Annotated in this window: 22 protein-coding genes; 9 read left to right on the top strand and 13 right to left on the bottom strand. The window is 48.1% G+C overall.

Translation table 11 applies throughout. From position 1 onward, the window contains the following. Positions 1-35 precede the first annotated feature (35 nt). The 3 genes from rlmN to greA all read right to left on the bottom strand — a co-directional run bounded on the left by rlmN (position 36) and on the right by greA (position 3,437). Positions 36-1,157, bottom strand: a complete 1,122-nt coding sequence (gene rlmN, locus ACQSGY_RS17865) for a 23S rRNA (adenine(2503)-C(2))-methyltransferase RlmN (RefSeq protein ID WP_427179550.1) — start codon at positions 1,155-1,157, stop codon at positions 36-38. A 173-nt stretch (positions 1,158-1,330) separates the two neighbouring features. Further along, positions 1,331-2,686 carry a sodium-dependent transporter gene (locus ACQSGY_RS17860; RefSeq protein WP_427179548.1) on the bottom strand — a complete coding sequence of 452 codons (1,356 nt, stop codon included), beginning with the start codon at positions 2,684-2,686 and terminating at the stop codon, positions 1,331-1,333. Positions 2,687-2,960: 274 nt separating this feature from the next. After that, entirely contained in the window at positions 2,961-3,437 is a 477-nt protein-coding gene (gene greA / locus ACQSGY_RS17855; RefSeq protein WP_188594716.1) for a transcription elongation factor GreA, read from the bottom strand. Between the two features lie 292 nt (positions 3,438-3,729). On the opposite strand from greA, the gene ACQSGY_RS17850 reads away from it, so the two are divergent. Both ACQSGY_RS17850 and ACQSGY_RS17845 read left to right on the top strand, forming a co-directional pair. Next, positions 3,730-4,602, top strand: a complete 873-nt coding sequence (locus ACQSGY_RS17850) for an arylamine N-acetyltransferase family protein (RefSeq protein WP_427179547.1) — start codon at positions 3,730-3,732, stop codon at positions 4,600-4,602. An 82-nt stretch (positions 4,603-4,684) separates the two neighbouring features. Continuing rightward, a complete protein-coding gene (locus ACQSGY_RS17845; RefSeq protein ID WP_427179545.1) occupies positions 4,685-5,638 on the top strand; it encodes a 4'-phosphopantetheinyl transferase family protein in 954 nt (317 codons plus the stop codon). A gap of 1,130 nt (positions 5,639-6,768) precedes the next feature. On the opposite strand, the gene ACQSGY_RS17840 is transcribed toward ACQSGY_RS17845, so the two are convergent. From ACQSGY_RS17840 to ACQSGY_RS17830, 3 genes are all read right to left on the bottom strand, one after another. Continuing rightward, positions 6,769-7,452 (bottom strand): group II intron maturase-specific domain-containing protein, encoded by a 684-nt coding sequence (locus ACQSGY_RS17840; RefSeq protein ID WP_427179543.1) that lies wholly within the window; start codon positions 7,450-7,452, stop codon positions 6,769-6,771. Next, positions 7,424-8,161, bottom strand: a complete 738-nt coding sequence (locus ACQSGY_RS17835) for a reverse transcriptase domain-containing protein (protein ID WP_427179541.1) — start codon at positions 8,159-8,161, stop codon at positions 7,424-7,426. Before ACQSGY_RS17835 ends, ACQSGY_RS17840 begins: the two co-directional genes overlap by 29 nt. A 523-nt stretch (positions 8,162-8,684) precedes the next feature. Beyond that, positions 8,685-9,431: a Bax inhibitor-1/YccA family protein gene (locus ACQSGY_RS17830; protein ID WP_427179798.1), complete on the bottom strand. Its 747-nt coding sequence runs from the start codon at positions 9,429-9,431 to the stop codon at positions 8,685-8,687. A gap of 1,373 nt (positions 9,432-10,804) precedes the next feature. Here ACQSGY_RS17830 and ACQSGY_RS17825 point away from each other — a divergent pair. The 3 genes from ACQSGY_RS17825 (at position 10,805) to ACQSGY_RS17815 (ending at position 13,902) form a co-directional block, all read left to right on the top strand. Then, on the top strand, positions 10,805-12,256 hold the full coding sequence (locus ACQSGY_RS17825; RefSeq protein WP_427179539.1) for a PLP-dependent aminotransferase family protein: 1,452 nt from the start codon (positions 10,805-10,807) through the stop codon (positions 12,254-12,256). Between the two features lie 270 nt (positions 12,257-12,526). Continuing rightward, positions 12,527-13,447, top strand: a complete 921-nt coding sequence (locus tag ACQSGY_RS17820; protein ID WP_427179537.1) for a D-alanine--D-alanine ligase — start codon at positions 12,527-12,529, stop codon at positions 13,445-13,447. Then, entirely contained in the window at positions 13,444-13,902 is a 459-nt protein-coding gene (locus ACQSGY_RS17815) for an N-acetyltransferase family protein (RefSeq protein WP_427179536.1), read from the top strand. The genes ACQSGY_RS17820 and ACQSGY_RS17815 overlap by 4 nt, the downstream gene beginning before the upstream one ends. Before the next feature lie 257 nt (positions 13,903-14,159). On the opposite strand, the gene ACQSGY_RS17810 is transcribed toward ACQSGY_RS17815, so the two are convergent. After that, a complete protein-coding gene (locus ACQSGY_RS17810) occupies positions 14,160-15,725 on the bottom strand; it encodes a GNAT family N-acetyltransferase (RefSeq protein WP_427179534.1) in 1,566 nt (521 codons plus the stop codon). Positions 15,726-15,751: 26 nt separating this feature from the next. On the opposite strand from ACQSGY_RS17810, the gene ACQSGY_RS17805 reads away from it, so the two are divergent. Further along, on the top strand, positions 15,752-15,877 hold the full coding sequence (locus ACQSGY_RS17805) for a hypothetical protein (RefSeq protein ID WP_427179533.1): 126 nt from the start codon (positions 15,752-15,754) through the stop codon (positions 15,875-15,877). 105 nt (positions 15,878-15,982) lie between these two features. Here the strand turns inward: ACQSGY_RS17805 and ACQSGY_RS17800 are convergent, their stop codons facing one another. The 3 genes from ACQSGY_RS17800 to ACQSGY_RS17790 all read right to left on the bottom strand — a co-directional run bounded on the left by ACQSGY_RS17800 (position 15,983) and on the right by ACQSGY_RS17790 (position 18,395). Next, positions 15,983-17,467, bottom strand: a complete 1,485-nt coding sequence (locus tag ACQSGY_RS17800; RefSeq protein ID WP_427179531.1) for a stalk domain-containing protein — start codon at positions 17,465-17,467, stop codon at positions 15,983-15,985. 235 nt (positions 17,468-17,702) lie between these two features. After that, on the bottom strand, positions 17,703-17,831 hold the full coding sequence (locus ACQSGY_RS17795) for a hypothetical protein (RefSeq protein ID WP_427179529.1): 129 nt from the start codon (positions 17,829-17,831) through the stop codon (positions 17,703-17,705). A 102-nt stretch (positions 17,832-17,933) separates the two neighbouring features. After that, on the bottom strand, positions 17,934-18,395 hold the full coding sequence (locus tag ACQSGY_RS17790; RefSeq protein ID WP_427179528.1) for a DUF1877 family protein: 462 nt from the start codon (positions 18,393-18,395) through the stop codon (positions 17,934-17,936). A 162-nt stretch (positions 18,396-18,557) separates the two neighbouring features. Here ACQSGY_RS17790 and ACQSGY_RS17785 point away from each other — a divergent pair, with 162 nt between their 5' ends. Both ACQSGY_RS17785 and ACQSGY_RS17780 read left to right on the top strand, forming a co-directional pair. Next, entirely contained in the window at positions 18,558-19,025 is a 468-nt protein-coding gene (locus ACQSGY_RS17785; protein WP_427179526.1) for a DUF4385 domain-containing protein, read from the top strand. 97 nt (positions 19,026-19,122) lie between these two features. Further along, the gene (locus tag ACQSGY_RS17780; RefSeq protein WP_427179524.1) at positions 19,123-19,578 is read left to right on the top strand and encodes a hypothetical protein; all 456 of its coding nucleotides are present in this window, start codon (positions 19,123-19,125) and stop codon (positions 19,576-19,578) included. Between the two features lie 55 nt (positions 19,579-19,633). On the opposite strand, the gene ACQSGY_RS17775 is transcribed toward ACQSGY_RS17780, so the two are convergent. Then, positions 19,634-20,449 carry an SDR family NAD(P)-dependent oxidoreductase gene (locus ACQSGY_RS17775; RefSeq protein ID WP_426333750.1) on the bottom strand — a complete coding sequence of 272 codons (816 nt, stop codon included), beginning with the start codon at positions 20,447-20,449 and terminating at the stop codon, positions 19,634-19,636. 192 nt (positions 20,450-20,641) lie between these two features. Between ACQSGY_RS17775 and ACQSGY_RS17770 the strand changes: the two genes are divergently transcribed. Beyond that, the gene (locus tag ACQSGY_RS17770) at positions 20,642-21,301 is read left to right on the top strand and encodes a TetR/AcrR family transcriptional regulator (protein ID WP_427179523.1); all 660 of its coding nucleotides are present in this window, start codon (positions 20,642-20,644) and stop codon (positions 21,299-21,301) included. Between the two features lie 156 nt (positions 21,302-21,457). Here the strand turns inward: ACQSGY_RS17770 and ACQSGY_RS17765 are convergent, their stop codons facing one another. Beyond that, positions 21,458-22,510: an LLM class flavin-dependent oxidoreductase gene (locus ACQSGY_RS17765; RefSeq protein ID WP_111271292.1), complete on the bottom strand. Its 1,053-nt coding sequence runs from the start codon at positions 22,508-22,510 to the stop codon at positions 21,458-21,460. Between the two features lie 214 nt (positions 22,511-22,724). Further along, entirely contained in the window at positions 22,725-23,537 is an 813-nt protein-coding gene (locus ACQSGY_RS17760; protein WP_427179521.1) for a class I SAM-dependent methyltransferase, read from the bottom strand. Positions 23,538-24,257: the final 720 nt, after the last annotated feature.

Here is a 24,257-nt window from a genome sequence, read left to right as displayed (position 1 = left end):
GTGGTGTTGCGGTATTGCTGTGCTAATTGAAAAGCTTAACCCATAGCCAGACGACTTGCATCTGTTTTTACATCAGATTTGCCCTTTGCTTCGGCTTCCGCATTGTTCTTCATCTGTTTGCTGCGCAGTTGTCCGCAGGCGGCATCAATGTCTGTACCATGCTCCATACGCACCGTTGAATTAATGTTGTTCTTCTTCAACGTATCGTAGAAGCCCAGAATGGATTCCTCGGTGCTCCGCTGATACTGGCTGTGCTCATCCACCGGATTGTACGGAATCAGATTCACGCTGACCATGCTCTTGCGGCTGGACAGCAGTTCAGCCAGCTCGGCCGCATGCTCCCGCTGATCGTTCACATCCCGAAGCAAAATGTATTCAAACATAATGCGTTTGTTTGTTTTCTCCAGATAATAATCGACAGCACCCATCAATTGTTCAATCGGGAAGGCCCGGTTGATCTTCATGATCTGTGTGCGCAACTCATTATTCGGCGCATGCAGGGATATTGCCAGGTTGACTTGCAGACTGCTGTCTGCAAACTCCTTGATTTTATCCGGCAGACCGCTTGTGGAGACCGTGATCCGTTTCGCAGCCAGCGCCAGCCCCTTGCGATCCTTGATCACTTCGATAAAGTTGCTCATATGCTCGAAGTTATCAAACGGTTCGCCAATGCCCATTACCACGACGTTTGTGACGCGCTCACCTTGCCCAGCAGCATCCAGATGCCGCTGTACATGCATGATCTGCTCCACAATCTCGCCAGCGGAGAGATCACGGCTTTTCTTAATCAGCCCGCTCGCGCAGAAGCTGCAGCCGATGTTGCAGCCGACCTGCGTTGTTACGCAGACGGTCAAGCCATATTTTTGCCGCATCAGCACGGTTTCAATCAGGTTGCCGTCTTGCAGACGGAGCAGGAATTTCACCGTACCGTCCGAAGACTCCTGCTTCACATGCTCCTGGAGTGAGTTCATTGTAAAATGCTCCGCAAGTACATCCAGACATTCTTGACGCACATCGGACATGCCTGCAAAATCATGCACCCGCTCCTGGTACAGCCACTCCCAGATACGGGAAGCGCGGGATTTCTTCTGCCCATGCTCGGGCAGCCAGTCACGTAATTGCTCTAATGTTAATCCATATATGGATGATTTAATCATGGTATAAACCTCTTTTCGCAAAAAAGCATATGGCTCATCGGTCGTCTTACCCAAAAAACCTCTACTCTGTATTGTCCCAAAATTAACAGGGGAACACAAGGGCTTTTGCATTTCTTCCAAGAGGTTTTATGCATGGTAAATCTGCGTAACAGCCTGAACAGCTCTCACACACTTTAGAAACGAATGATACCAGACGTGTGCAACAGCACCAGCAGAACGAGAATTGGCGCGACATAACGCAGCATAAACAGCCAGATGCGGAACCAGCGAGAGCTTAGACCGGATGCCTCGGCCGCTGTTTTCCAGAAGTAACCTGCAAAGATCGTAACCAGCAGTCCGCCTACAGGCAGCATAATGTTGGACGCTACAAAGTCCAGCCAGTCGAACACATTTTTCGATCCGATCTTCCACTCCGGGAACAGTCCAAGCGACAATACCGAAGGCAGACCTACGATGAACACCGCTAGTGAAATGCTCCACACCGCACGATTACGGCTCCATGCGAACCGCTCCATGAAATATTTCACGGGAACCTCAAGCAGGGAAACCGCAGATGTTAACGCCGCAATCGCCAGCAAAATGAAGAACAAGCCAGCAAACAGGAAGCCAACCGGCATCGCCGAGAATGCTGCGGGCAGTGCGATGAAGATCAGGGAAGGCCCTTGGTCAGGCGCAATGCCAAACGAGAACGTCGTTGGGAAGATAATCAGCCCTGCGATAAAGGCGTACAGCAGGTCACCTGCACCGACAGCAACCGTTGCGGCGCCAAGAGATTGATTTTTATCCACATACGAGCCGTACGTCACAAGAATACCCATCCCGAGCGATAACGAGAAGAAGGCATGTCCAAGCGCGACAAGTGCCGACTCCGTAGTAAGCTGCGAGAAGTCCGGGTTCAGGAAAAAGGAAACCCCTGCCCCTGAGCCGGGCAATGTAATGGCACGAATCATTAGAATAATCAGCAGGACCAGCATGGACGGAATCAGAATTTTGTTAAACTTCTCGATACCGTTAGATACACCTTTGGCAACGATCCACGCTGTAATCAGCACGGAAACGAATTGCCAGACAATCGGCATATACCCGCCTACAAACGAACTGAACTGTCCGGCATAGTCCGGATTGTTAAACAATGTGCCGCTAAACGAAGTTACAGCATAATGCAGCGTCCAGCCTGCAATAATGACATAGAAGGACAGAATGATAAAAGGTGTTAATACTTGCAGCAGCCCTGCTGCGAGCCAGCCTTTATGTCCGCCCGCTTTGATAAAAGCGGTAGCTGCACTGCCACGACCACTGCGTCCAATAGCAAGCTCCGCAAGCAGGACAGGCAGCCCGATCAGCAGCAGACAGACGATAAAGAGCAGGAAAAACGCCGCTCCTCCGTTCTCACCTGTAATATATGGGAATTTCCACATGTTGCCGAGGCCCACCGAGCTGCCAATGGCCGCCAGAATGAAACCGGCACGTGAGAAACGCTCTCCTTTGCCAGCTTGGTTCGGGTCCAGGTTCGACTTACTCAAATTCATTGTATCTACTCCATCACTTTAAAGTTTTCCCGTAATTATATACTACTCCGTGTGTCAGGTCATGCATAAATCACAATTTGTCGAAAATTTACCATATGGGCTTCATTTCATTATGCAACAATTAGTTATAGCTTAACCATGAACCTCACAGGGGAAACACAATAACGCATACAAAAAAGAGATGCTTCAGACCGCCGTTTATAAGGAATGGCGCTGAAACATCTCGACTTTTTATAAAGTACATTGTATTCAAAATACAGCTGTGCTGCGCAGTTTATATCTTGATCTCCAGCAGTTCGTATTTGATTACACCCATCGGTGCATTGACATGGATCACACTGCCGACCTCTTTGCCCATTAATTCTTTACCAAGTGGGCTCTCATACGAAATTTTATTGTTGGATACATCTGCTTCGGCAGGTCCAACCAGTTGATATTCAATCTTCTCGGCAAACTCCAGATCGTTCAGCAGCACGGTTGAACCGATGCCAACTTTGGTGGAGTCCATATTGTCCGAGCTGATCACTCTTGCCTTGGTCAACATTTTCTCCAGAATCAGAATGCGGGTCTCCATAAATGCCTGATCATCTTTGGCTGAATGATACTCACTGTTCTCCTTCAGGTCCCCGTAACTGATCGCAAGCTTCAGACGTTCTGCAAGCTCCTTGCGCTTCACTGTTTTCAGTTCCTTCAGTTCTTCCTCCAGCTTTTCCAAGCCTTCCTGTGTCAAAATTACTTCATCATTAGCCATGTTTTCCATCTCCTAATCCTGCTATCTATCTCTATTCTAACCTATATCCACTCCAAACGGTTAACATACCCCGAAAAAGAAATTAAACTCCTATTGATCGAAATGAGTCCACACCCGAAATATGATATGCGTACACTATAACCTCTACATTTTACTATCCTCTAAATTGTACCGGTACAATTAAGGGAAACACATGTGTGCATTTCAGACGTTCACTTATACAATGAATTCAGGGCCGCAGCTTTCACAACATTTCACTTGCAGCCCATGATATAACTGAGAGGTGATCGGGATGAATGTTACATTGACTCCATCTGAAATACACGCTTATCTGAAACGGATAGGCATTAATACAATCAAGAAACCTACTCTTGAATTCCTTGCCGAATTGCAGCAGACACATGTCCACCATCTATCTTGGCAAACGGTCGATATTTTTGCAGGCAGGCCCGCAGGCATCGATCTGAGAGAATCCGTGCAGCTTATCCTGCAAGGACGCAGCGGTTACTGTTTCCATCTAAATGGCGCATTCAGTGTGTTGCTTCAGTCTCTGGGATATACAGTGCATTGGCACCGTGCCGGCGTTCAGCCGCATGGAGAACAACCACGTGTGAACTCGTTCCATCTCGGTCTGTCCGTCTCTTTGCCGGATGCGGACCCGAATGTGGAACGTTGGATTGTGGATGTCGGGCTGGGCGGCATGCCTTTTGAACCGCTTCCTCTTCGTTACGGAATTTATGGCCCCGCGCCGTTTACTTATACATTAATGTCTTCTTCCGTTGTTTCCGGTGGATGGAGACTTGAATATGAGCCTAATGGACCAAGTAAGGGAGTGGACTATGATCCCGAAGAGCTTACCAATCTGGAAGAGTTTATTCCAAAACATGAATTCTACAGCCAATCTGTTGATTCGCCTTGGCATAATGCATTTTTGCTCCGTCAGAGAGATACAGACCACAGCTATGAGCTCAGGGGATGTATGCTGCGCACGCATGGCATCGAAGGCATAAGCAAAACGGAAATTCAAACCTACGATGAATGGAAAAACGTACTAGCCAAGCTTTTCTATGAACCGCTGGTGAATTATACAGAGCAGGAACGCCGAGAAATGTGGGATCGGATACAAGTTGCGCATGAAGAATGGAAAAGAACACAACTAGCCTGAAATACTGAGGAAAACGCCAGAAAAGGATAAATATAGAGGAAAGCCTGTCCTCCATGCCGAATACAACGTCAGGTGATAAATGATGATAACTATACAAGTACTGCAATTACCCTCTGTTGTACCTGAAGCATACTGGGATCTATTTCTGTCATCCGTCTCTGAAGAGCGGCGGGTACAGGCTGCACGCTTTATACATCAAGCCGATGCGTATCGCTCTGTGCTGGGTGAGGTATTGACCCGGGTGACGTTAAGTGAATTAACTGGATTGCCAAGGGCGGAGCTTTCTTTTTCACGTAATGCTTACGGCAAGCCCTGCCTTGTTCCAAATCCCAAGATAGCATTCAACGTCTCCCATTCCGGGGATTGGATTGCTTTAATCTCTGGCGGGACAGCTGAATTAGGTGTGGATGTGGAAAAAATAGCCCCGATTGACCTGCAGATTGCAGAGCGCTTCTTCTCAACACAGGAGAATGCGTATCTGGCAGCACAGCCTGCCGAACAACAGGTAACTACCTTTTATCGCCTATGGACGCTAAAGGAGAGCTATATTAAAGCTATAGGCACAGGTCTGTCGCTACCGCTGGATTCTTTTGCTATTCTCCCAAGCGAAGGTTCAGAAGGGAACAAGGTTGGCGATGATCTCCAGTGGCGTTGCACGCAGACTGGGCATACAGAATTAACAGGGCAGCTGGAGCAAGGAGAAACTTCGCTAGATAGCGGCGATGTGTTCAGGCTGACAGATCGCTATGATGGGGCGGACGCGGGGAATATAGATGCGGCTCATAGGAATGCCTTGCAAGTTGCGAGTGATGCAGGTGGTATGCTTGATGCAGGCAATGTGATTGGTGCAGGTGATACGCGTGAGCTGACTCAATGGAGAACTGCGAGTAGGCAGAACACGCGTGTCATGCATCATCGTTTTTACAGCCAGCCTCTGGATGCGCAACATATGCTGGCGGCCTGTGCTGCCAAAGGTGAGTTGCCAAAGAAACCTGAGATCGTGACACTAGATCAGATATACACCAAGCTAATGTAATGCCGCTCATGCTGAGTTATGACGTATTTTTTTAGATTAATTGAGTGAAACTAAAGTTGGCTGGGTATGGGCTCGGTAGGGGATCATATGTAAGTTTGGTGGTTCGGTTGTTGTTGGGTTGGGTTGGGGAACACCCGTGCATGGTTAAGGAAAAGAGCCGGAGCCGGAGCTCTTGTCTGGTGGGGCTGGAGGTTGCTCATATGCATCGGCAAAATTCTAACGATTCGTAGAAGCCTTATTTAGCGTATTTTCGTACATTCTGAATTCTAACGATCCGTACAAACGCTATTTTCGTATAAACGGTTGTTTTTAGTCCAAAACCACCCCAACTTGGGAGAATAAGGTCTCCAGGAATCGTTAGCTTTGAAAACGGTCCGATGTGAGGCAAATAAGGCTCCTGGGAAACGTTAGAATTTTATCTTCCTCCACATTACTCTCACACGCATGCCCAACACTCCCCTACCACTCCAACAACACTAATCCGCTAATTTCCCTAATGACTCTTGCGATAGCTATCGACCTTCTTCTGTTAATCGCCCCCCTCTTACCAAAGTTTTACGCCTGCCTGCCTGCTTGCCCCCTTCTCCTCTTTCTCTCCCATGACCTGATTACTTACTTACTAGCCTGCTCCATTTCACTTACGCTATTCCATGCACTTCATTCCTATAATTCGACCCACTCTAATCCATTTCATTTCGACTCGCTTCCCTCCACTTATATTACAGGGTCAATCACTACTCCATCTGCCGTCCATCCTTTCTCCCGCAACCTGCAGCCGCTTCATGGTTCCTTCCCCTAACTTCTATTGTCGTACTGCCGTACTGCTCTTCTCTGCCCCACCGCCCTACTCCTCTACTCTGTTCTAATGCTCTTCTCTGCTCTACTGCTCTTCTCTGTTCCGCTGCTCTACTCTGCCCTACTGCTTATTCCTATCTCCAAGCCTTGATGTCTCCCCCTCCTTCCATCACACCTCTCTCGCTGCGATTCACTCCAATCACAGAAAGCCCAACCAGTAATTACGGGCTAACCTAGATAAAGCCTGATAAATCGAGTAGGAGGCTACGCATTAGTTGAGTAGCCGACCTCTCACACCACCGTACGTACCGTTCGGTATACGGCGGTTCAATCGTTTAAGTGCTTTGACGTAAGCGCTCGTATTGGGCAGGGAAGTCATAATACCCTGCCTGTGCGAGCCTTTCGTTGGTTACAGAGCGATTCAGCACTGCGCTTCCGGCTATTCGCCAGTAACCTTGCCGCGTGTTCCCCCATTGGTACGCTTGCCACTCCGGTACGCCCAGCTTTTGCAGGTTCTGTACCTTCGTTCGTGACTTCTTCCATTGCTTCCAGATGTACATCCGCATTCGTCTTCGTAACCATTCATTCCAATTTTGCAGGATTCGCTTCATGTCCGCTACGTAGAAATAGCCGATCCAGCCACGGATATAGACTTTCACCTTCTCCATCACCTGCCGCGCCTTCTTGCCTTGACTTCGACTCGTTAGCTCCTTTAGCTTCCGCTTGGCCTTGGCCAGGGATTCACGGTGTGCACGGATGTACACCCCCTTCCCGTTCTTGCCGAGCGCGAATCCAAGGAATTTGAAATGCTTCTGCGACACCACGCTGACCACCTTGCTTTTCTGCGTATTCATTTGCAGCTTGAGCTTTTGCTCCAGATACGCTCGGCTGGATACCAGCAATCGCAGGGCTGCTCTTCTGCTTTTCGCGAGAACAACGATGTCATCCGCATAGCGGATCACCGTCACACCCCGTTTTTCCATCTCTTGGTCATATTCGTTCAGATAAATGTTCGCCAAGAGCGGCGACAGCGGCCCTCCTTGGGGCGATCCTTTTTTTGCTCCTCCGGCGGACGCCATTCTCCATAACGCCGCTTTTCAAGTACTTCTTAATCAGATCGATGACACGTTTGTCTCGTATTCGCTTTCGCAGTACGTTCAAAAGAAGCTCATGGTTGAGCGTGTCGAAGTATTTCGCCAGGTCGATTTCGACTGCATGTCCGTAGCCTTGCTCCGCATAGGCTTTGACTTTTCGAATGGCTTGCTGCGCACTTCGTCCCGGACGGTAGCCGTAGCTTCCGTCCGAGAACATCGGTTCGAACAACGGTTGCAACTGCTGCGCGATCGCTTGTTGAATCACCCGATCGATCACGGTCGGGATGCCCAGCTTTCGCACGCCACTTCCATCTGGTTTGGGGATTTCCTTGCGCCGTACCGGGCTTGGCTTGTAGTTGCCTTCCAGAATGCTGTACAGCAACTCTTCTCTGTTTTCACGCAACCACGGCAACGCTGCCTCCACGGTCATTCCGTCGATTCCCGGCGCTCCTTGGTTGCGTTTGACCTGTTTATACGCCCGATTCAGATTGTCTCTGTTCAGGATGCGTTCCATCAGGTCTTTTGCACCGTCTCTTTCTCTACTTTCCCGAGTTTCGATACTCCGCGCTCCGACATACCTTTCGCGTTCCACGCCATCTCTTTGCCGGCAGCCCTTTCGGTATTCTGCTTTCATCGCATCGACTCTCCTTTCAGTCTGTACTCAAGACTTACGATTGTTCAGTCCTTCCCGAAAAAAAAACTTCCGGTACTATGACCTCTGCTGACTTCTCACCACAAGCTTTACTCCGTCTTTCGGATTTTTTTTTTTTCCTACTTCACGTCAGTGAGACCTCCCCGGGTAAGAACGATAACCTTCCCCTCATCCATCTGCCACATTTACATCCTGGAATTCGGGCAGTATTGGACTTCGCTTTGTATAGCAAGCTCGTCCGTTCCAGCATGCCTTGTATGTGATTTCTGTTCGTCAGACCGAGGGTTTGCCTCCGGCTTCCTTCAGATTCCGCCTCGCGACGGACACCCTTGCCCTTGGCTAACAGTTCCTACTGCCAAGCCTGTAGCGGACTTTCACCGCCAAGTTATCGCCCGTGCCGGGCGCACTACAAAAAGCCAACACGCTGGTTATGCGCATTGGCTTTGCTTACGTCAAACAATCAATCAAGATACAACCATATCGTTAGGCTCACTGCTGCGCAGTGCTAGTCCCTGCTCCGCAGTTTGCTGAGCAGACGAATAATCTCAATGTACAACCATACCAGAGTTACCATCAGCCCGAACGCACCGTACCACTCCATATACTTGGGCGCACCTTGCTCGGCACCACCTTCAATAAAGTCAAAATCCAGTACCAGATTAAGAGCAGCAATTATGACGATGACTACAGAAATTCCGATACCGATCAGACTATTCTCATGCAAATACGGAATCGTAATGCCAAAGAAACTGAGCACAAAGCTGAGCAGATACATAATCATAATACCGCCGGTTGCAGCAACAACACCCAGTTTAAAGTTTTCTGTCGCTTTGATCAATCTTGTTTTGTACGCTGTCAGGAGTGCGATAAAAACCGCAATCGTTAACAGTGCCGCCTGTAGTGTAATGCCATTGTACAGAGACTCATACGTTGCCGAGAGCGCTCCAAGGAACATTCCCTCTGCTACAGCGTAGACGGGTACAAGATAAGGAGCAACCACCGGTTTGAATGAGATCACCAGCGCGAGAATAAAACCAACAATCAAGCCGCCGTACGCAAGCGGCATCACTTCTTGTCCGTTAAAAAACATCATCCACGTTGCAAATGCACTGCCCAGCAGAATGACCAGCGTAATGAACGCTTTGTTCACCGTGCCGTTAATCGTCATGTACTCCTGATACCGATCCTCCCCATACCCTCTGTTCTCAAATGTGCTGTCTTTAAGTGTAGGGTTACCGCTACGACCGATCAACACAATCACCTCTTCCTATGTATTTGGCAAATCTATAAAACCCATTGTAGGTGCTGCTGCGTTGTGCTTGACGGTTAACAGAATGTCTCTTCCTGCTGCATGCCTCTGCCCTGCTCCAGGACCAGTTAATCACTTATTTACACTTTACACACGCTTACTTCGTTACTCACGTACTAGCTTACTAACCAACTCACTAACTTGCTCATCAGCTTGCTTATTAACTCACTGACACATCCGCTTACTTACCTGCTAACTTGCTGATTCACATAATGGCTTTATCATTCCACTTGCAAATGCACTTATTTACGCATCATATTACGTATTTACGCAATAACATATTTATTTCTGCAATTCTCACTTAATTTCGCCCATCTTCACATAAATAATTACGTAATTGCGCAATGCATTACCTTCCATGCTCAATAAAGCCTGGCTTATTCATTCATTTGCTTGCTTACTCGTAAAGCACCTTATGCACATTATACTTCACTTATATTAAATTGATAATATATGTTTGGTACTTTTATTTTCTTCCCTGCTTCCACCCGGTAACAATCATGACACATGCTTTTTCGCGCTTTCCAGACAAATAACACCTCACCCGCAGCAGTTTGGAACAGGAGATTTTCGGCAAAAAAACAAACTAATCCCTTATTTTATACGTTCTATATACGGTTAGTAGAATCCCCTTTTTCGGATTATCATTCGACACCATTTTGCTCTATATGAAGCACAATTCACGGAATTTTCGCTATTGCGACAAATATTTCAAAAAAAAACTTAACTTCCCTGATTCAAAGTGGTACTATATGGGTAGAGGAAGAATTTGGGCACTAAGACACATGTCTTTATATCCATGTTTGTTGGATATGCTCAGGATTTATAGTCTTTCTCTACTGAATTCGGTGACGCGCACACGAGAAGAGTACAGTTAGAAAGAAGAAAGAACAGTAGCTTTAAGAAAGTAGCTTGAATAGAAAGTGGATTCACCATCTATACGACCCTAATTAGAGTAAGTAGTGCTGGATAACCAGCAGCTAACAAGATTTCTTTTGACCACTGCATTCCGTTGATCATTCAGAAATCAAAGCAATAATATTTTCATTGTAGCCTTACCATAGCAATTAGAGACACCATATAGATAAACAGTTATTTCCTCAGAGACTAGTCAGAACATGAAACTGTAGCAGGTAGGCAAGCATAGTATTACAACCTTAGAATTGAACAAGTTCTACCTCCAGCCCGGCATTTGAGCCAGGGCTTTTTCCCGTTTGCGTATGTGACTCAGGCCACCTGAGCTGTGAAACAGAGGTATCGTGGTTCTTTCAGCCAGGTTTATAATATGGGAAGATACCAGAAGAGGGAGTGATGGGATGTATTCCGATCTGCAGTTGACGGAGGACCGCCCTGTATATATACAAGTCAAAGATTATTTGAAGCGATTGATGTTAAAAGGCGGCCTGCAGCCCAATCAAAAACTGCCTTCCACCCGTGAGCTGAGTACACTCATGAAGGTTAGCCGCAGTACGATTCTACTCGCCTACGCGGAGCTTGAGGATGAGGGGCTGATCTATGCTTTAAAAGGCAAAGGCAATTACGTCAGCACACTCTTGGAAACGCCGAAGGCCGAAGCACACTGGGAGCTGGACTGGAACGCCGAGGTGAGTGAATATGCCATTCGGGCCGAGCAATATGATCTGATGAAGCATGGATCGGGAGCCGAACGCGGGGACATTTCGTTTACCAGCATTGCACCGGATGAGAAGCTGTTTGATCTTCATAATGTGAAGCGGGCGTTTCTGGACCGGATGTCTCTTGAAGGCGAGGTCCTGCTCAATTACGGCTACGCGCAAGGTTACAGGCCGCTCATGAAGTATCTGCTGCATTATATGGAGAATAAAGGCGTAGACCTTACCGGCAAGGATATCCTGATCACGAACGGATTCACGGAGGGCTTCGACCTGGTGCTTGGGGCATTGCGCAAAAAAAGCGGTAAAGCGCTCTGTGAGAATCCGACACACCACACAGCGATCAAAAACCTCAGACTGCATCAGTTTCAGCTAACGGGCATCAACATGGAGCCGGATGGCCTCGACCTGAAGCAGCTGGAGCAAGAGCTGGCTGGCAGTGCGTATGATCTGGCATATCTTGTGCCCTCCTACCACAATCCGACCGGAATCGTGACTTCACCTGCCAAACGGACTGAAATTATACGTTTAATGAATGAATATCAGGTCCCGATTATCGAGGATGGATTCAATGAAGAGCTTCGCTATTCCGGCTCTCATGTCTCTCCCCTGATTGCCAGCATGGGCAGCGGCAATAGTCTGGTGTATCTGGGCAGCTTCTCCAAAGTTCTCTTCCCCGGACTTCGTGTTGGCTGGATTATTGCCGATGCAGCGTTAATCGATTATCTGGAGAGCATGAAGCGGGCTCGCAGTATCCATACGTCCACCTTGGATCAATCGCTGCTCTATCAATACCTGAGCAACGGTAATTTCGAGAAGTACCTGAAGCGGGCTCGCATGGAATACAAACGGAAATATGAGCTAGTGGTGCATTGCTTGAAACAGTTTTTGCCCATGTGCCAGATTTCCGGGGCGGGCGGCCTGCACCTGTTTGTGCAGTTCCCTCCAGAGATTCAAACCAGAGAACTGCTCGTCGCCTGCAAGGCGAAGGGCGTAACCTTCACACCTGGAGACACGTTCTACCTGGAACCTGGTCAAGGACTCCACACGATGCGGCTTGGCTTCTCCAGAGTTAGCGACGAAAATATACGTAAAGGCATCCGTACGATTGGAGAGACAGCTGCGAGCATGATGTAAGGTAATTTAATAAAAGTACGATATAAGATGAACTGCTCTTTTACACATTAACGGAGAGGACAGAAAAAAACTGAAAAAGCGAAGCGGTTGCCTGAAAGCTTTCTGCAAGAAAGCTACATCGGAAGCATACGCTTATCACCAGATTTTCCCCTTTGGAAAGGGGAACCAAAAAAATCTGGGGATAACAGCGATTGGAAGGTTATTCTGTCGTCGGAGTGGATTGTGTAAAACCTTTGGTTCAACTTATATAGAAAAGGGGAGGATTTTCACATGAAAGTCGGCGTTATTATGGGCGGTACATCTTCTGAGCGGGATATCTCCCTGCTCACCGGACAGGAGATGTTGGCGAATCTGGACCGAAGCAAATATGAGGTCATGCCCATTGAACTGAAGTCCAAACGGGATTTGATTGACAAATCCGCCGGAATTGATGTTGCTTTACTTGCTCTGCACGGCAAATACGGGGAAGACGGTACGGTACAGGGCACCCTGGAATCCCTTGGTATCCCCTATACTGGATGCGGCGTGCTTGCCAGCAGCGTATGTATGGATAAAGACATGTCCAAGCAGCTTATGCGACAGGCGGGAGTGCTCACAGGGGATTGGCTGCAAGTCAAGCAGATGCAGGATTTGTCCTCAGCCGCCGTCCAGCAATTGACGTATCCTGTCGTGGTCAAACCCAATTCAGGGGGCTCCAGCATCGGAACACAGATTGTACATGAACCATCTGCACTGTCCGCGGCGGTAGGAGCTGCTCTGGCGTGGGATGACAGCGTGATGATCGAGCAATACATCGAAGGTGACGAGATTACCTGCGCTATTGTTGATGGCAAAATGCTGCCTGTCATCTCCATCCGTGCAAATGCAGCCTTTTTCGACTACGCCGCCAAATACGATGATAACGGTGCGGATGAGCAGGTGATTCAGCTGCCTCCCGATCTGCATCAGCGTGTAGAAGCTGCAGCATTGACCTGTTACAAGGTGCTCAAATGCAGCGTCTACGCCAGAGTGGATATGCTCATTCGGGATGGTGTCCCTTATGTGCTTGAGGTGAACACCTTACCGGGCCTTACCCGGAACAGCCTGCTGCCCAAAAGTGCAGCCGCCGCAGGTATTTCTTTTGCCGAATTGTTAGATACCATTATTGATCTGTCCCTGAAGGAACGGTCTGTGGAGGTGTCCCGGGTATGAGTCTAGATATACGTATTCGGCACAGCACGAAACAGGATTTGCAGGATATGGTCATTCTGATGGATCAGCTTGGATATCCCACAACCTATGCGGAGATGCAGGAACGGTATAAGCACATTGAAGCTGATGCCAACTATGCAACACTTGTAGCCGAAATGCGCGGGCGTGTAGTCGGGCTCATTGGCATGCAAACGTCTTATCTCTATGAGAAGAACGGTAGACACTGCCGAATTATGGTTCTGGTAATTCATGAGCATTATCGCGGCCGCGGCATCGGTCGTCAGCTTCTTCAGGCCGCTGAACAGTGGGCAGCTGAGCATCAGGTAGATTCCATATCATTAAATAGCAGCAATAGCGCTGAACGCGAAGCTGCGCATGCATTTTATAAAGAGATGGGTTATACTGCGGGCAGCACTGGTTTCAGCAAGCGGTCGCAGCAGCTGCAGCACATCTGAGTGATGTGAAAATATGTATAAGAGCATACGCATTACAGCAGCACAACGAATTCAATTCAGCATCCTTTCCTTATAAAAATAAACAGCATAAATATGCCCCATACAGCTACAGCATGGAAGGGCATATTTGTGTTATCGTTCGTGTGGTGATCTGCCTGAAGGAACCAACCACTCTATACGCGAGAATAGCCCCCGGGGCTCCGCACTGATGCTGATGCCGTGTGGGGCATATTCAATGGCTGCATCCCACAATTTAATCAATCATCAGCTCGTGCTCCCGGTTTCTTGAGCATCTCATAAGCCTCGAATAACTGCTCAACAGGAACCCCGTTAATACTCATTCCCGCTACCTGACACCGTTCCAACTCGACACCCGATAAGTCACAATCAACAAAACGACTCCCTCCCAGATCAGAATGCTTCCAATGCATAGGTACACGCTCTGAGCCAAGATGTATATCTTGGAACTGAACACCATCCAAAGCGCAGAACTCAAACTTGGTGTCCGTCAAACGTAGATCTGCCAGCAGCATTTCCGTCATATTGAGGTTTGTTAATTTGCTTCCGCTCAGATTGCAATCGGTAATTCGGCTGTTCACCATAGAACTGGAGCTGTACCACGTCGAATCCAAACTCGCCTGAATAAATTCCTTGTGTGAATTCATAAGGTGCTTTCCATCTTCGCTACGCTGTAAGGTTACGTTCTCCAACCTATCACCCTTACCTTCAGCAGCTCCAGTTCCTATAATTTTCTCATAAACATACTCGGACTTAGAGGCATAGATGCAAACATAACCCAACTTCTCATAAAAATGATGATTATCCTGCTGTCGACCAGACGTCTCCAGTCTCCACTGGCGAATATGGGGATATTCAGCCTCAATCTGTCTGATGACTTGTGAGCCAATCCCGCTTCCCTGGCAGACGGGGTCAATAAAGATTTTATCCACCCTTGCACTGTCATGACCAAGCACATTCACACTTACACCACCAACTGCACAACCATCTGCCTCCACCACATAGTAGTCCCACTCGCGAATCACATATTCATGCAGACGAAGCAAACTGTAACCCGGAGGGCAGAGATTGCTGTCCATGTCCTTCTCCCCGTTCCCCCAGACACGGATGGCCTGATCAAAAGCGCGTGTACATATGTCGGTAAGCAAAGCTGCATCTTCGTGTTTGGCCCGGCGCAAGCGTATCAATGGTTGAATGACTTCATTGGATTTGGTCGGTTTGGCGGGATCAATGAGTTCGTTAGGTTCAGCGAAATCGGAAAGCATTGCGCCAGAAGCGCTGTGAATGCATTCAAAATAATCATAATCCTCTCCGTCTGAGAGCTGTCTGCGATTCACGTATCGGAAACCGTTATGCTCCAGCACTATGCGGGAGGCAGGATTATATGTTTTTACAATACCTGCAATCCGGGTCAACGATGTGTGCTTGAACAAATACGTTGTCAGCGCCCCCACCGCTGCTGTGATATATCCTCTATTGCGGTAATCCCGTGAGATGGCATACGCCACCTCGCGGTCTGACGAGTCAAGCATATCGTTTGGAAACACACCACACCAGCCAACCAGCTGCTGACTCTCCTGGTGAACGACCGCCAGCATGATTCGTACATCCTGTGGGTCAAACCGCTCATAACTGCCTACAACGAACTGTAAAAACTCGCTTAATTGCTGCTCCGTCATCTTCCAATCCGGTAACAGGTCCGTAATCTCAGGCTGACGGGTCAAGGCAGCTAGTGCCGGCTTGTCTTCCAGGGTAAAGGGACGTAGTGTCACTGTACCCGCATTAATTGTGAAGCCATTATTCATATATAACACCTCTGGGGATTTATTTGGTGATGACACGACAAAAAGGAGCACCTCCAATCGAGGCACTCCCGTATCGTTTCATCCGTTCAGATGCAACGCCGAAGCTCCTCGTAACGGTTCAAAAAGGACAGACGTATCCCGTGTTGGTCTAACGGAATTTTTACGCCTTGTTCTTTTCTACATCATTACGAGAAATCTGGCATGCTCTGAAATCCCCTTTCATGTAAACGATCATCTTCATGCTATTTCACAATATATTACGGACGATCAATGAAAATCCAGCCTGTATCCGGCTCTTTCTCCACTGTAGCACCAAGCGATTCCGCCATGAAGCGCAGCGGCACATAGGTTTTTCCGTTCTTTCCAACAAAGGCCGACTCCACCATCGTGACTTCTTGCCCCGCAACCGTTGCCTTTGGAGAGCCTACCGTCAGTACAATCTTGTCTCCAGTAATGTCGTCGATCACAACGATCTGGTTGGAGCCCTTAGTCCATTTCACTTCTGCATCCAATTGCTCGGACAGGTAACGAAGTGGCACAAACGTAGTATTTTTAACCGTAATTGCACCGTATGTTTCATCATCAGGGTAGAGGAACACACTTTTGGTTGTAATTTTCATTTGATTCTTCAGCAATTGATACACTACAGAGTTGGAGTCAAAGTTGCGAAGCACCTGACCAGGGGTAGTCTGCCCTTCCACCAGTTCCAGCACGCCTTGTGGTGCATCCACCGCATCGACTGTAACTGCTCCACCGACATTCCACAGCTCACTATCTGAGCTGAGCGTTACTGCGCGTACTGGCAGCTCTTCCGAAGCTGGCACAGCCACTTTCAACGACATATTTTGTTTGCGGATATCCAGCTTGTTATCAAGAAAGAAGTCCAAGTTTAATTTGGTTTCCGGACCAAATACGGTCTTGAGCTCAGGGACATCCTTCAGCAGGTTGTTCAGTTCCTGATCATAGTCCACCAGAATACTGTCCAATCCTTCTTTGATCGCACTGTACATTTCCATCACTGCCTCTTCCTTCGTGGCAGGTACTGCATCGATCAGTGCATCGTCTTCCATGCCTTCCATCCCGCTAATCGTTTCATATACAGGATACAGCACATCATACAGATCACCAATCAGCTGCTTGAGGCCTTGCTCATCCTTGGAGATGCTTGTCAGGAACGGCTTGACCATAGCTAACAGCTCTTCACCGCTGATCTCCATGTGCAGCTTGTTGAGGGAAAGTGTTTCACCGTTAACAGCTTCCTGCACAGGAGTAACCGATATGTTTTTCGGATTGGACAGATGTTTCATGGCAAAAGACAATACCTTCGGAGACAGCTCCTGAAGCTGCTGCTCCATTTGCTCCGTATTGATCGGGAGAAGTGCAGAGGCTCCGCCAAGTTCATCCAGAGATATGTATACCGGTTTCTGAGCTCCATCTACATTAATGATCATACCCGATTTGTCCATGGACAGGTGGAATGGCAGCTTCGTCCCTTCCAGACTGAGCGAGCCTTTGATGGAAGCCGTCTTGGTATCCTTCATTCTGGCATGATCAATGTTCAGTGAAATCGAGTTGATCAACTTGATCATGGCCAGATCTTCATCTGATGCAAGTTGTGTATCCGGCTCTATGTTAATATGCATGGATTGTTTGGATTCACCGGATTTAACGCTGATGCTGTTCGCCATGGCTTTGTCAATATCGACTCCGCCTACAGCCTGACATCCTGTCAGAACAACCATTAACAGGACAAGCGGCACCGCTATCCATTGGTATAATTTTGGTCTCTTGATCGGGATCTCCCCCTTAGCAAAATATGGTTCAACTCATATTATGAGGGCATATATAAACGTTGTAAACGGATACGCAAAAAAATAGGCCAAATAGGCCGGAACTCGTCCGGCCTCATGGTTCTTCTATCCTTCTTATGTCATAACATGCATGCGGAAACATGCTGTTTCATGTAACTTCTTCAGACTATTCCTGCTCCTGCTCTTCTGCTTCCTTTTCATTCTTCACATCATCGGCCTTCGTCACAGGTGTCTCGAATTGATCCGGCTCATCGTCCTGAACGGCTTTGTTCTCTTCATTCTGGTTCTGTGTCATCGTTATTCCTCTCCTCGGCACAATTTCATCAGGGCACTGCCCTGTGTGTATCTATAACCCGATGGCGAATGCATCAAACATCGTGAGCGCTATTCCACCTTTTTAGAAAACATAAAACAGAATCCCGTTCTCGTTCTCAACGGTCACCTGAAACAAAGCTTGAATCTGATCAATCGCCTGTATCAGCTCTTGAAAAATTTCTTCTTCATCCCAGCCCTCCATGACAGGATAGACGCCTTCTTCAAGCATGTTTTTAAGGCTGTACCGTTCCCGTACATCATCAGGAGTCAACTGCTCCAGAGCCATATATGCCTCAAGCACCTGCTTGTGCTTCAGCAGAAACAGATCCATATCATCATATCGTCCCAGATAATGCTCACTGGCGAGCGGTACGACATAACCCAGCGGCGGCTCTCCGTCCAGCAGGTTCCCGTTTAACGTGAACTGCAGCATCTGCCATGTTTTATCAATATCGAGATCAACCTGACAATCATGCACACTAACCTCACCCGATTGGATGGATTGCACCAATTCATCGGTGACTACAACATATCTGCCCGACATCCCCATAGCGTCATCATCCCTTCTGCACTCATTTCTTCTATTGTTCCCCATTAACCATGCATGTTACATCAGAATCGGGGTAAAAAGGAAAAAGAGCACTAACGACATAGCAGCATTCTTTTTCATGTGAAAAGAACAATTCTTTGGCAAGGAGGAACACGGATGAAAAAATTTGATTATAATCTCAATTACGAAGAGCTGGATTTGCGCAAGCACCCCGAATTATATACGGTGGGCCGAGGTGAGCAGGGGGTGCTGATGGTGGAGCCGTATAAAAGCGAGATTCTGCCGTACTGGCGGTTCAAAACTCCCGAGATTGCAAAGGAATCTTCAAAGAAAATCTATGAGCTTTTTCTAACGTACAAAAAGAACAACGACTTCGTTGGCATGGATATGGCCCGCAAGTTTTTGCAGATGGGTTACACCCGGGCGAGACGTTACACGAATCATAAGGGCGGGCGCAAATATTCGAAGCAGGATGGCTCTGTCCTGCCTTATCAGAATGATCCCGTAAAGGCCGAGTCTGCTGCTATTTTCAAAGCTCAATGGGAAATTGCCAAGCAGGATGAGCATTACATCCAGATGAAGAAGCAGCACCGTGAGAAATATGAGTCCGGGACGCCGGATTGATCCGAACACACTGTACAATTACAATCAATGAAAGTGGAGACTGGCCTAACAGGACTCCATTCAACAGATAGACGTTAATGAACGTGGGTGAAGTTGATTGGTAGCGAAGTTAATTGGAACAACCGGATTGGTATGTAATATGCTGTGCACGGTGGGCTCCGGTGCAGGCTTGGTCATTGGATTTCTGTTTTTCCTCATAAACCTTGGGGATACCCGCAAGCGAACACCTTCTCTTAGGGGCATGATCGTCAGCAAGGACAACCTAATGATCATCGGCACGATGACCTCCGCACTCATCTATTTCCTTCTCGTATCCCGAAGTACAACGATGATAGGCAATGAAGTCTTTCCTGGCTTGCTTGGAGCGCCCATCATTGAACATTCCGGAGCACAGTTGCTGACTGCCGGAATGCTTCAGGCGATCTGGACCATGCTCTGCCTGTACTGGCTTCTCCCCAAAGTATTGGGTTTCGGCAGACTCGGGCGAAAAATAGAATTATCAGCACTCATCTCGGCAGGATTATGTATTCTGTATGGCGTACTCAGCATATGACATATGTGAAACGTGCCGGCGGCAAGCAGCTTGTCATCGGCACGTTTAGCCCGGATTATTGCGTTCTGGCTTGCACTTTGCTGCTCTGCTGACGCGGCCGCAGCATCCCTCCAACCACACGAAGAATAAGCCTGCGCGGCAGAAGCCTCGCCAATTGAGCAGTCCAGTAGTTGGAAGCTCCGGGTACTGCATAACTCTTGCCGGATTGCAGAGCCTTCATCGCAACTTCGACCACATGCTCAGGTGTATCCCGCTTGCCTACAGAAGCCTCTTCCGCATTAACCACATCGAAGAAAGACGTCTCTGTAGCACCCGGACAGATCGCCAGAAACTGGATACCACGCCCTCGGTTCTCCTCATACAGTGCTTCTGTAAAAGAAAGTACATACGATTTTGTAGCTCCATACACAGCCATGTAAGGGTCAGGCTGGAAGGCTGCTGTAGAAGAAACGTTGATCACCGCTCCAGTTCGAGCCTCTAACATGCCTGGCAGGAACAGGTGAGTCATATTCGTCACCGCAACCACATTGAGCATGATCTCCTCCTGCTGTCGCAATCCATCAACTTGCTCAAACCATCCATGTGTGGCAAAACCCGCATTATTAATCAGCGTATTTACCCGAATGCCGCGTTTCTGGCATTCATCATAGATATATTGGGGCCCCAGTATCTCGGACAGATCAGCTGCAATGACCTCTGCTTTAACTGAATAGATACGCTCAATGCGCTGTGCCAGCTGAATCAGCTTCGCTTCCGACCTTGCCACCAATACAACATGGTACCCCTGTGATGCCATCTCAAGCGCAAATGCTTCCCCGATTCCTGACGATGCTCCTGTAATTAATACCCATTGATGTTGCTTCTTTTTCATGTCAAAACCACCTTTTCACCTTCGTTTTTTATCGGAAACACTGTTTCCTAATGAAAACATAGTATCCTCATTCGTGAATGATGTCAATCCTCATTTCCCAAATTGACGATCTCTGATTCTAAACAGTAGAATAGGTACCAGGAAACGATGTTTCCAAAAGAAAACGAAAATGACGATTAAGGATGAACATCGATGAAAAAATCAACGACTACACAGACGGAGTCGCTACGTCCGGTGACGACCTTTCAAGAGACAAGAATGCAGCATTCGGAGAATCTGCGTCAAAATATTGTACACGCCGCAGCAGCCCTGCTTCAGGAGCACGGTCCCGAAGCGGTTACTGTTCGGCGAGTGGCCGAGCGAATGGAGTGCTCTACCAAAATCATTTATAACCTTTTTGGCAAAAAAGAGGGACTCGCTAAGTGTTTATATCTTGAAGGCTGCATGATTCTATCCCGCTCCTTCGAAGCAGTGACGGAGCAGCCTTCACTTCAGCAGCAGCTTCGTGCCCTCGCTCATGCCTACTGGGACTTTGCCATTACACAGTCCAGCTTCTATCAAGTCATGTTCGGTGGTTCATTTGCCGAGTTTAAACCGGATGCAGATAGTCTAGAGGGAACGGCAACAGCAATGAAACAACTCACGCAACTTGTGGAAGAGGCTCAGGCGCAGCAATACATTCGGGAGATGGATACGATAGTTGCCGTACAGATGATCTGGGCGCCATTGCATGGTGTGATTCATCTCTATTTGGGGGGACATCTAGAGAGTCAAATCGCAGCCCGAACCCTGTATGAGCACACCTTGTCTATGATCGTTCACGCTCTGTTTACTTCTGACTCGAAGGAGTAGAAACAGCTGAGACACAAAAAAGAGCAGGAGTTCAGCCCATTTATACGGGCTGAACTCCTGCTCCTGTTAACTCGTTGAGCAAGTCCATGATATGACACTGCTAGAGCTTTATTTTCACATATCGAAGATGATTGACTACAGACTGCTCAGATCGGCTCAGGCATTCTCCGCTTCCCAGCGGGCAATCTCCTTGCGTACGATCGGTGCAACTTCCTTGCCCAGCAGTTCAATGGCATGCATAACCTCATCATGCGGCTGCGTTCCGAGTGGCGTATGCAGCATGAAGCGTGTGATGCCGACTTCTTTGCGAAGATAGATGATTTTCTCAGCGACAGTCTGCACATCGCCTACATACAGCGCACCTTCCAGGCTGCGTGCTGCATCAAATGTTTCACGCCCGTAATGTCCCCAACCACGTTCACGTCCGAGCTGGTTCATCACCGCTTGTGCAGGACGGAAAAACTTCTCAACGGCTTCATCGGTTGTATCGGCAACAAAGCCGTGAGAGTGGGAAGCAACCGTCAATTTGGATGCGTCGTGTCCGGCATGTGCGGCTGCTTTTTTGTACAGTTCCACCAGAGGTGCGAATTGTTTCGGGCGACCACCGATAATTGCAAGCACAAGCGGCAATCCGAGCAAACCTGCGCGCACAACCGATTCCTGATTACCGCCGCTGCCGATCCAGACCGGAAGCTTCTCCTGCACCGGACGGGGATAGATGCCCAGGTTGTTGAAGGAAGGGCGGTGTTTACCCGACCAGGTTACCTTTTCGGATTCTGTCAGCTTCAAGAGCAGATCCAGCTTTTCATCGAACAATTCGTCATAGTCGCTCAGCTCATAGCCAAACAGCGGGAAGGATTCAATAAATGATCCACGTCCTGCCATAATCTCTGCACGTCCGTTAGAGATGCCGTCCAGCGTGGCAAAATCCTGAAATACACGTACGGGATCATCCGAGGACAACACCGTTACGGCACTTGTCAGACGAATATTTTTGGTCTGGGATGCTGCTGCTGCCAGAATCACAGCCGGGGATGAAGCGGCATAATCAGCACGATGATGCTCCCCCACGCCGTATACATCCAGCCCTACCTGATCTGCCAAAACAATCTCCTCCACGACATCGCGAATACGCTGTGCGTGACTGATTAGTTCTCCTGTATTTACATCCGGGTTTGTTTCCACAAATGTACTGATTCCGATTTCCATTGTATGTTCCTCCCTGTTAATGAAGCGATCCGCCGTTCATCTAACCTATTGTAAGTAGATCACCTTTTGTTATTTATCTTCATATTGAACTATTTTGAGGAAAAATACAAGTACCCTCTGTTTCCAGAGGGCAATTTTCATTCAATCCGGTAATAAGCGCATGCTCACGATGTAGCTTTCTTGCAGAAGGCTTTTAGGCGACCGCTCTTATTGCTTACAGCTTCCTCCCGATATACAGCAGATGAGATGAAATCCCCAATATGGAAGGGTCCTTGGCCGCTTCAATCAGGTAGTGAAACAGCTCCCGCTCCTCTCCGCGCTCCTTCCAATACAGCTCCTGTTCGTCCGTAAGCATCGCTTTCAGGCTGGAGGAGCCAATCAGATGTACGGTCTCGAAACCATGCTGCTCCATAAATGGCACAACGTCCTGCACATGAAAGTAGTATGCTCCCGTGAAGCGGCCTTGATCCTGATGGTCGAACGTTCCCTTTTGCATAAAAGAGCGGATTGCATCCATACTGTCGTTGGGCTTCCAATGCTGCGGAGATTGCAGTGAATTGATGCTCATCCGCATCCGGCTCTGGAATGCCACAAATACAATACCTCCGGGCTTAGTTACACGATGTAGTTCCTGCACAGCGGCCTGTCGCTCCTGCTCCAGCTGCAGATGATACAGCGGCCCCAGCATAAGCACCGCATCATAGGTCTCATCAGCAATCCCGTTCAGATGGGTCGCATCCAGCACATAAAACCCTTCAAACTGTTGACTCAGCTTCATTTCCTGAGCCTTCTGTCTGGCTATATCCACAGAGGCAGAGGTCAGGTCTGAGAGTGTAACACGGTATCCTGATCGGGCAAGCTCCATCGCATACTTACCCGGCCCGGCCCCGTTGTCCAGTACAAGTCCTGTGGCGGGAAGTGACTCTCTTATATAATGCATGTTAATCATGAATTCAAGCGGTTCCCGATCCAGCCTTCCCCACTCGTCAAATCGAGAATAATAGTCCACCACACGTGATCTTTCCATCCTGCTGCACCTGCCTTTTCTTAACATTAAGGCCTGTTATATAAAACAAAAAAACCTGACGCCTCAGCTAAGAGGCGACAGGTCTGACCTTCGCGGTACCACTCTTGTTGAATTATGAACAGGATAAATATATCCAAACCTATCCTGCCATAACATCTCAGAACCTGATGACGGAGGTTACCCGTCAGGGTCTACATGAATTCAGTTCTGTATATCCATGAATCCACTCAGCTACCCATTAGCTGAATCAATGGAGACATACTCATAACCGCTTTTCAACCCTGCTGCTCACAAGTGAGTTGGGGTCAGGCTGGACTGTCTTGCACCCTGATTGACAGCTCTCTGCACCAATGCCATTATACCTTACTACTCCTGATCATTGCATTTAACTGTTAAATTTTAACTAGTATATTATTCCTAATTATTCCTGTCAACTCCGCGGGAAGTGAAATGTACTTCCTTACAGTCCCTATCCATAGCGAATACATCCAATTTCAGCTGGGAATGATCACATCCTACGTCTATGTTAGCTGTATATTGGGAATCACCTTATATGCGCTTCTCGTTAAATATAGGAAAGAATCAAACTATAATTTCTGTTCCTTACTATTTGTACTTTTAGGAGGTGCAGCATCCGTGGGATACTGGCCGCTGTTTTTTATTTTCATGGCAGCTTCTCTGGTGTTTTATTTAGTCCAACGGGTACAAAACAGGACATCC

The sequence above is a fragment of the Paenibacillus sp. TC-CSREp1 genome, assembly GCF_050171015.1.
Taxonomy (GTDB): domain Bacteria; phylum Bacillota; class Bacilli; order Paenibacillales; family Paenibacillaceae; genus Paenibacillus; species Paenibacillus silvae.
This window is presented reverse-complemented; position numbering and strand designations above follow the sequence as displayed.

Excerpts from the sequence above, each read along its gene's own strand:
- rlmN (WP_427179550.1), bottom strand. The coding sequence starts at position 1,157 with ATGATTAAATCATCCATATATGGATTAACATTAGAGCAATTACGTGAC.
- ACQSGY_RS17860 (WP_427179548.1), bottom strand. The coding sequence starts at position 2,686 with ATGAATTTGAGTAAGTCGAACCTGGACCCGAACCAAGCTGGCAAAGGA.
- greA (WP_188594716.1), bottom strand. The coding sequence starts at position 3,437 with ATGGCTAATGATGAAGTAATTTTGACACAGGAAGGCTTGGAAAAGCTG.
- ACQSGY_RS17850 (WP_427179547.1), top strand. The coding sequence starts at position 3,730 with ATGAATGTTACATTGACTCCATCTGAAATACACGCTTATCTGAAACGG.
- ACQSGY_RS17845 (WP_427179545.1), top strand. The coding sequence starts at position 4,685 with ATGATAACTATACAAGTACTGCAATTACCCTCTGTTGTACCTGAAGCA.
- ACQSGY_RS17835 (WP_427179541.1), bottom strand. The coding sequence starts at position 8,161 with ATGAAAGCAGAATACCGAAAGGGCTGCCGGCAAAGAGATGGCGTGGAA.
- ACQSGY_RS17825 (WP_427179539.1), top strand. The coding sequence starts at position 10,805 with ATGTATTCCGATCTGCAGTTGACGGAGGACCGCCCTGTATATATACAA.
- ACQSGY_RS17820 (WP_427179537.1), top strand. The coding sequence starts at position 12,527 with ATGAAAGTCGGCGTTATTATGGGCGGTACATCTTCTGAGCGGGATATC.
- ACQSGY_RS17815 (WP_427179536.1), top strand. The coding sequence starts at position 13,444 with ATGAGTCTAGATATACGTATTCGGCACAGCACGAAACAGGATTTGCAG.
- ACQSGY_RS17810 (WP_427179534.1), bottom strand. The coding sequence starts at position 15,725 with ATGAATAATGGCTTCACAATTAATGCGGGTACAGTGACACTACGTCCC.
- ACQSGY_RS17800 (WP_427179531.1), bottom strand. The coding sequence starts at position 17,467 with ATGGTTGTTCTGACAGGATGTCAGGCTGTAGGCGGAGTCGATATTGAC.
- ACQSGY_RS17795 (WP_427179529.1), bottom strand. The coding sequence starts at position 17,831 with ATGACACAGAACCAGAATGAAGAGAACAAAGCCGTTCAGGACGATGAG.
- ACQSGY_RS17790 (WP_427179528.1), bottom strand. The coding sequence starts at position 18,395 with ATGTCGGGCAGATATGTTGTAGTCACCGATGAATTGGTGCAATCCATC.
- ACQSGY_RS17785 (WP_427179526.1), top strand. The coding sequence starts at position 18,558 with ATGAAAAAATTTGATTATAATCTCAATTACGAAGAGCTGGATTTGCGC.
- ACQSGY_RS17775 (WP_426333750.1), bottom strand. The coding sequence starts at position 20,449 with ATGAAAAAGAAGCAACATCAATGGGTATTAATTACAGGAGCATCGTCA.
- ACQSGY_RS17770 (WP_427179523.1), top strand. The coding sequence starts at position 20,642 with ATGAAAAAATCAACGACTACACAGACGGAGTCGCTACGTCCGGTGACG.
- ACQSGY_RS17765 (WP_111271292.1), bottom strand. The coding sequence starts at position 22,510 with ATGGAAATCGGAATCAGTACATTTGTGGAAACAAACCCGGATGTAAAT.
- ACQSGY_RS17760 (WP_427179521.1), bottom strand. The coding sequence starts at position 23,537 with ATGGAAAGATCACGTGTGGTGGACTATTATTCTCGATTTGACGAGTGG.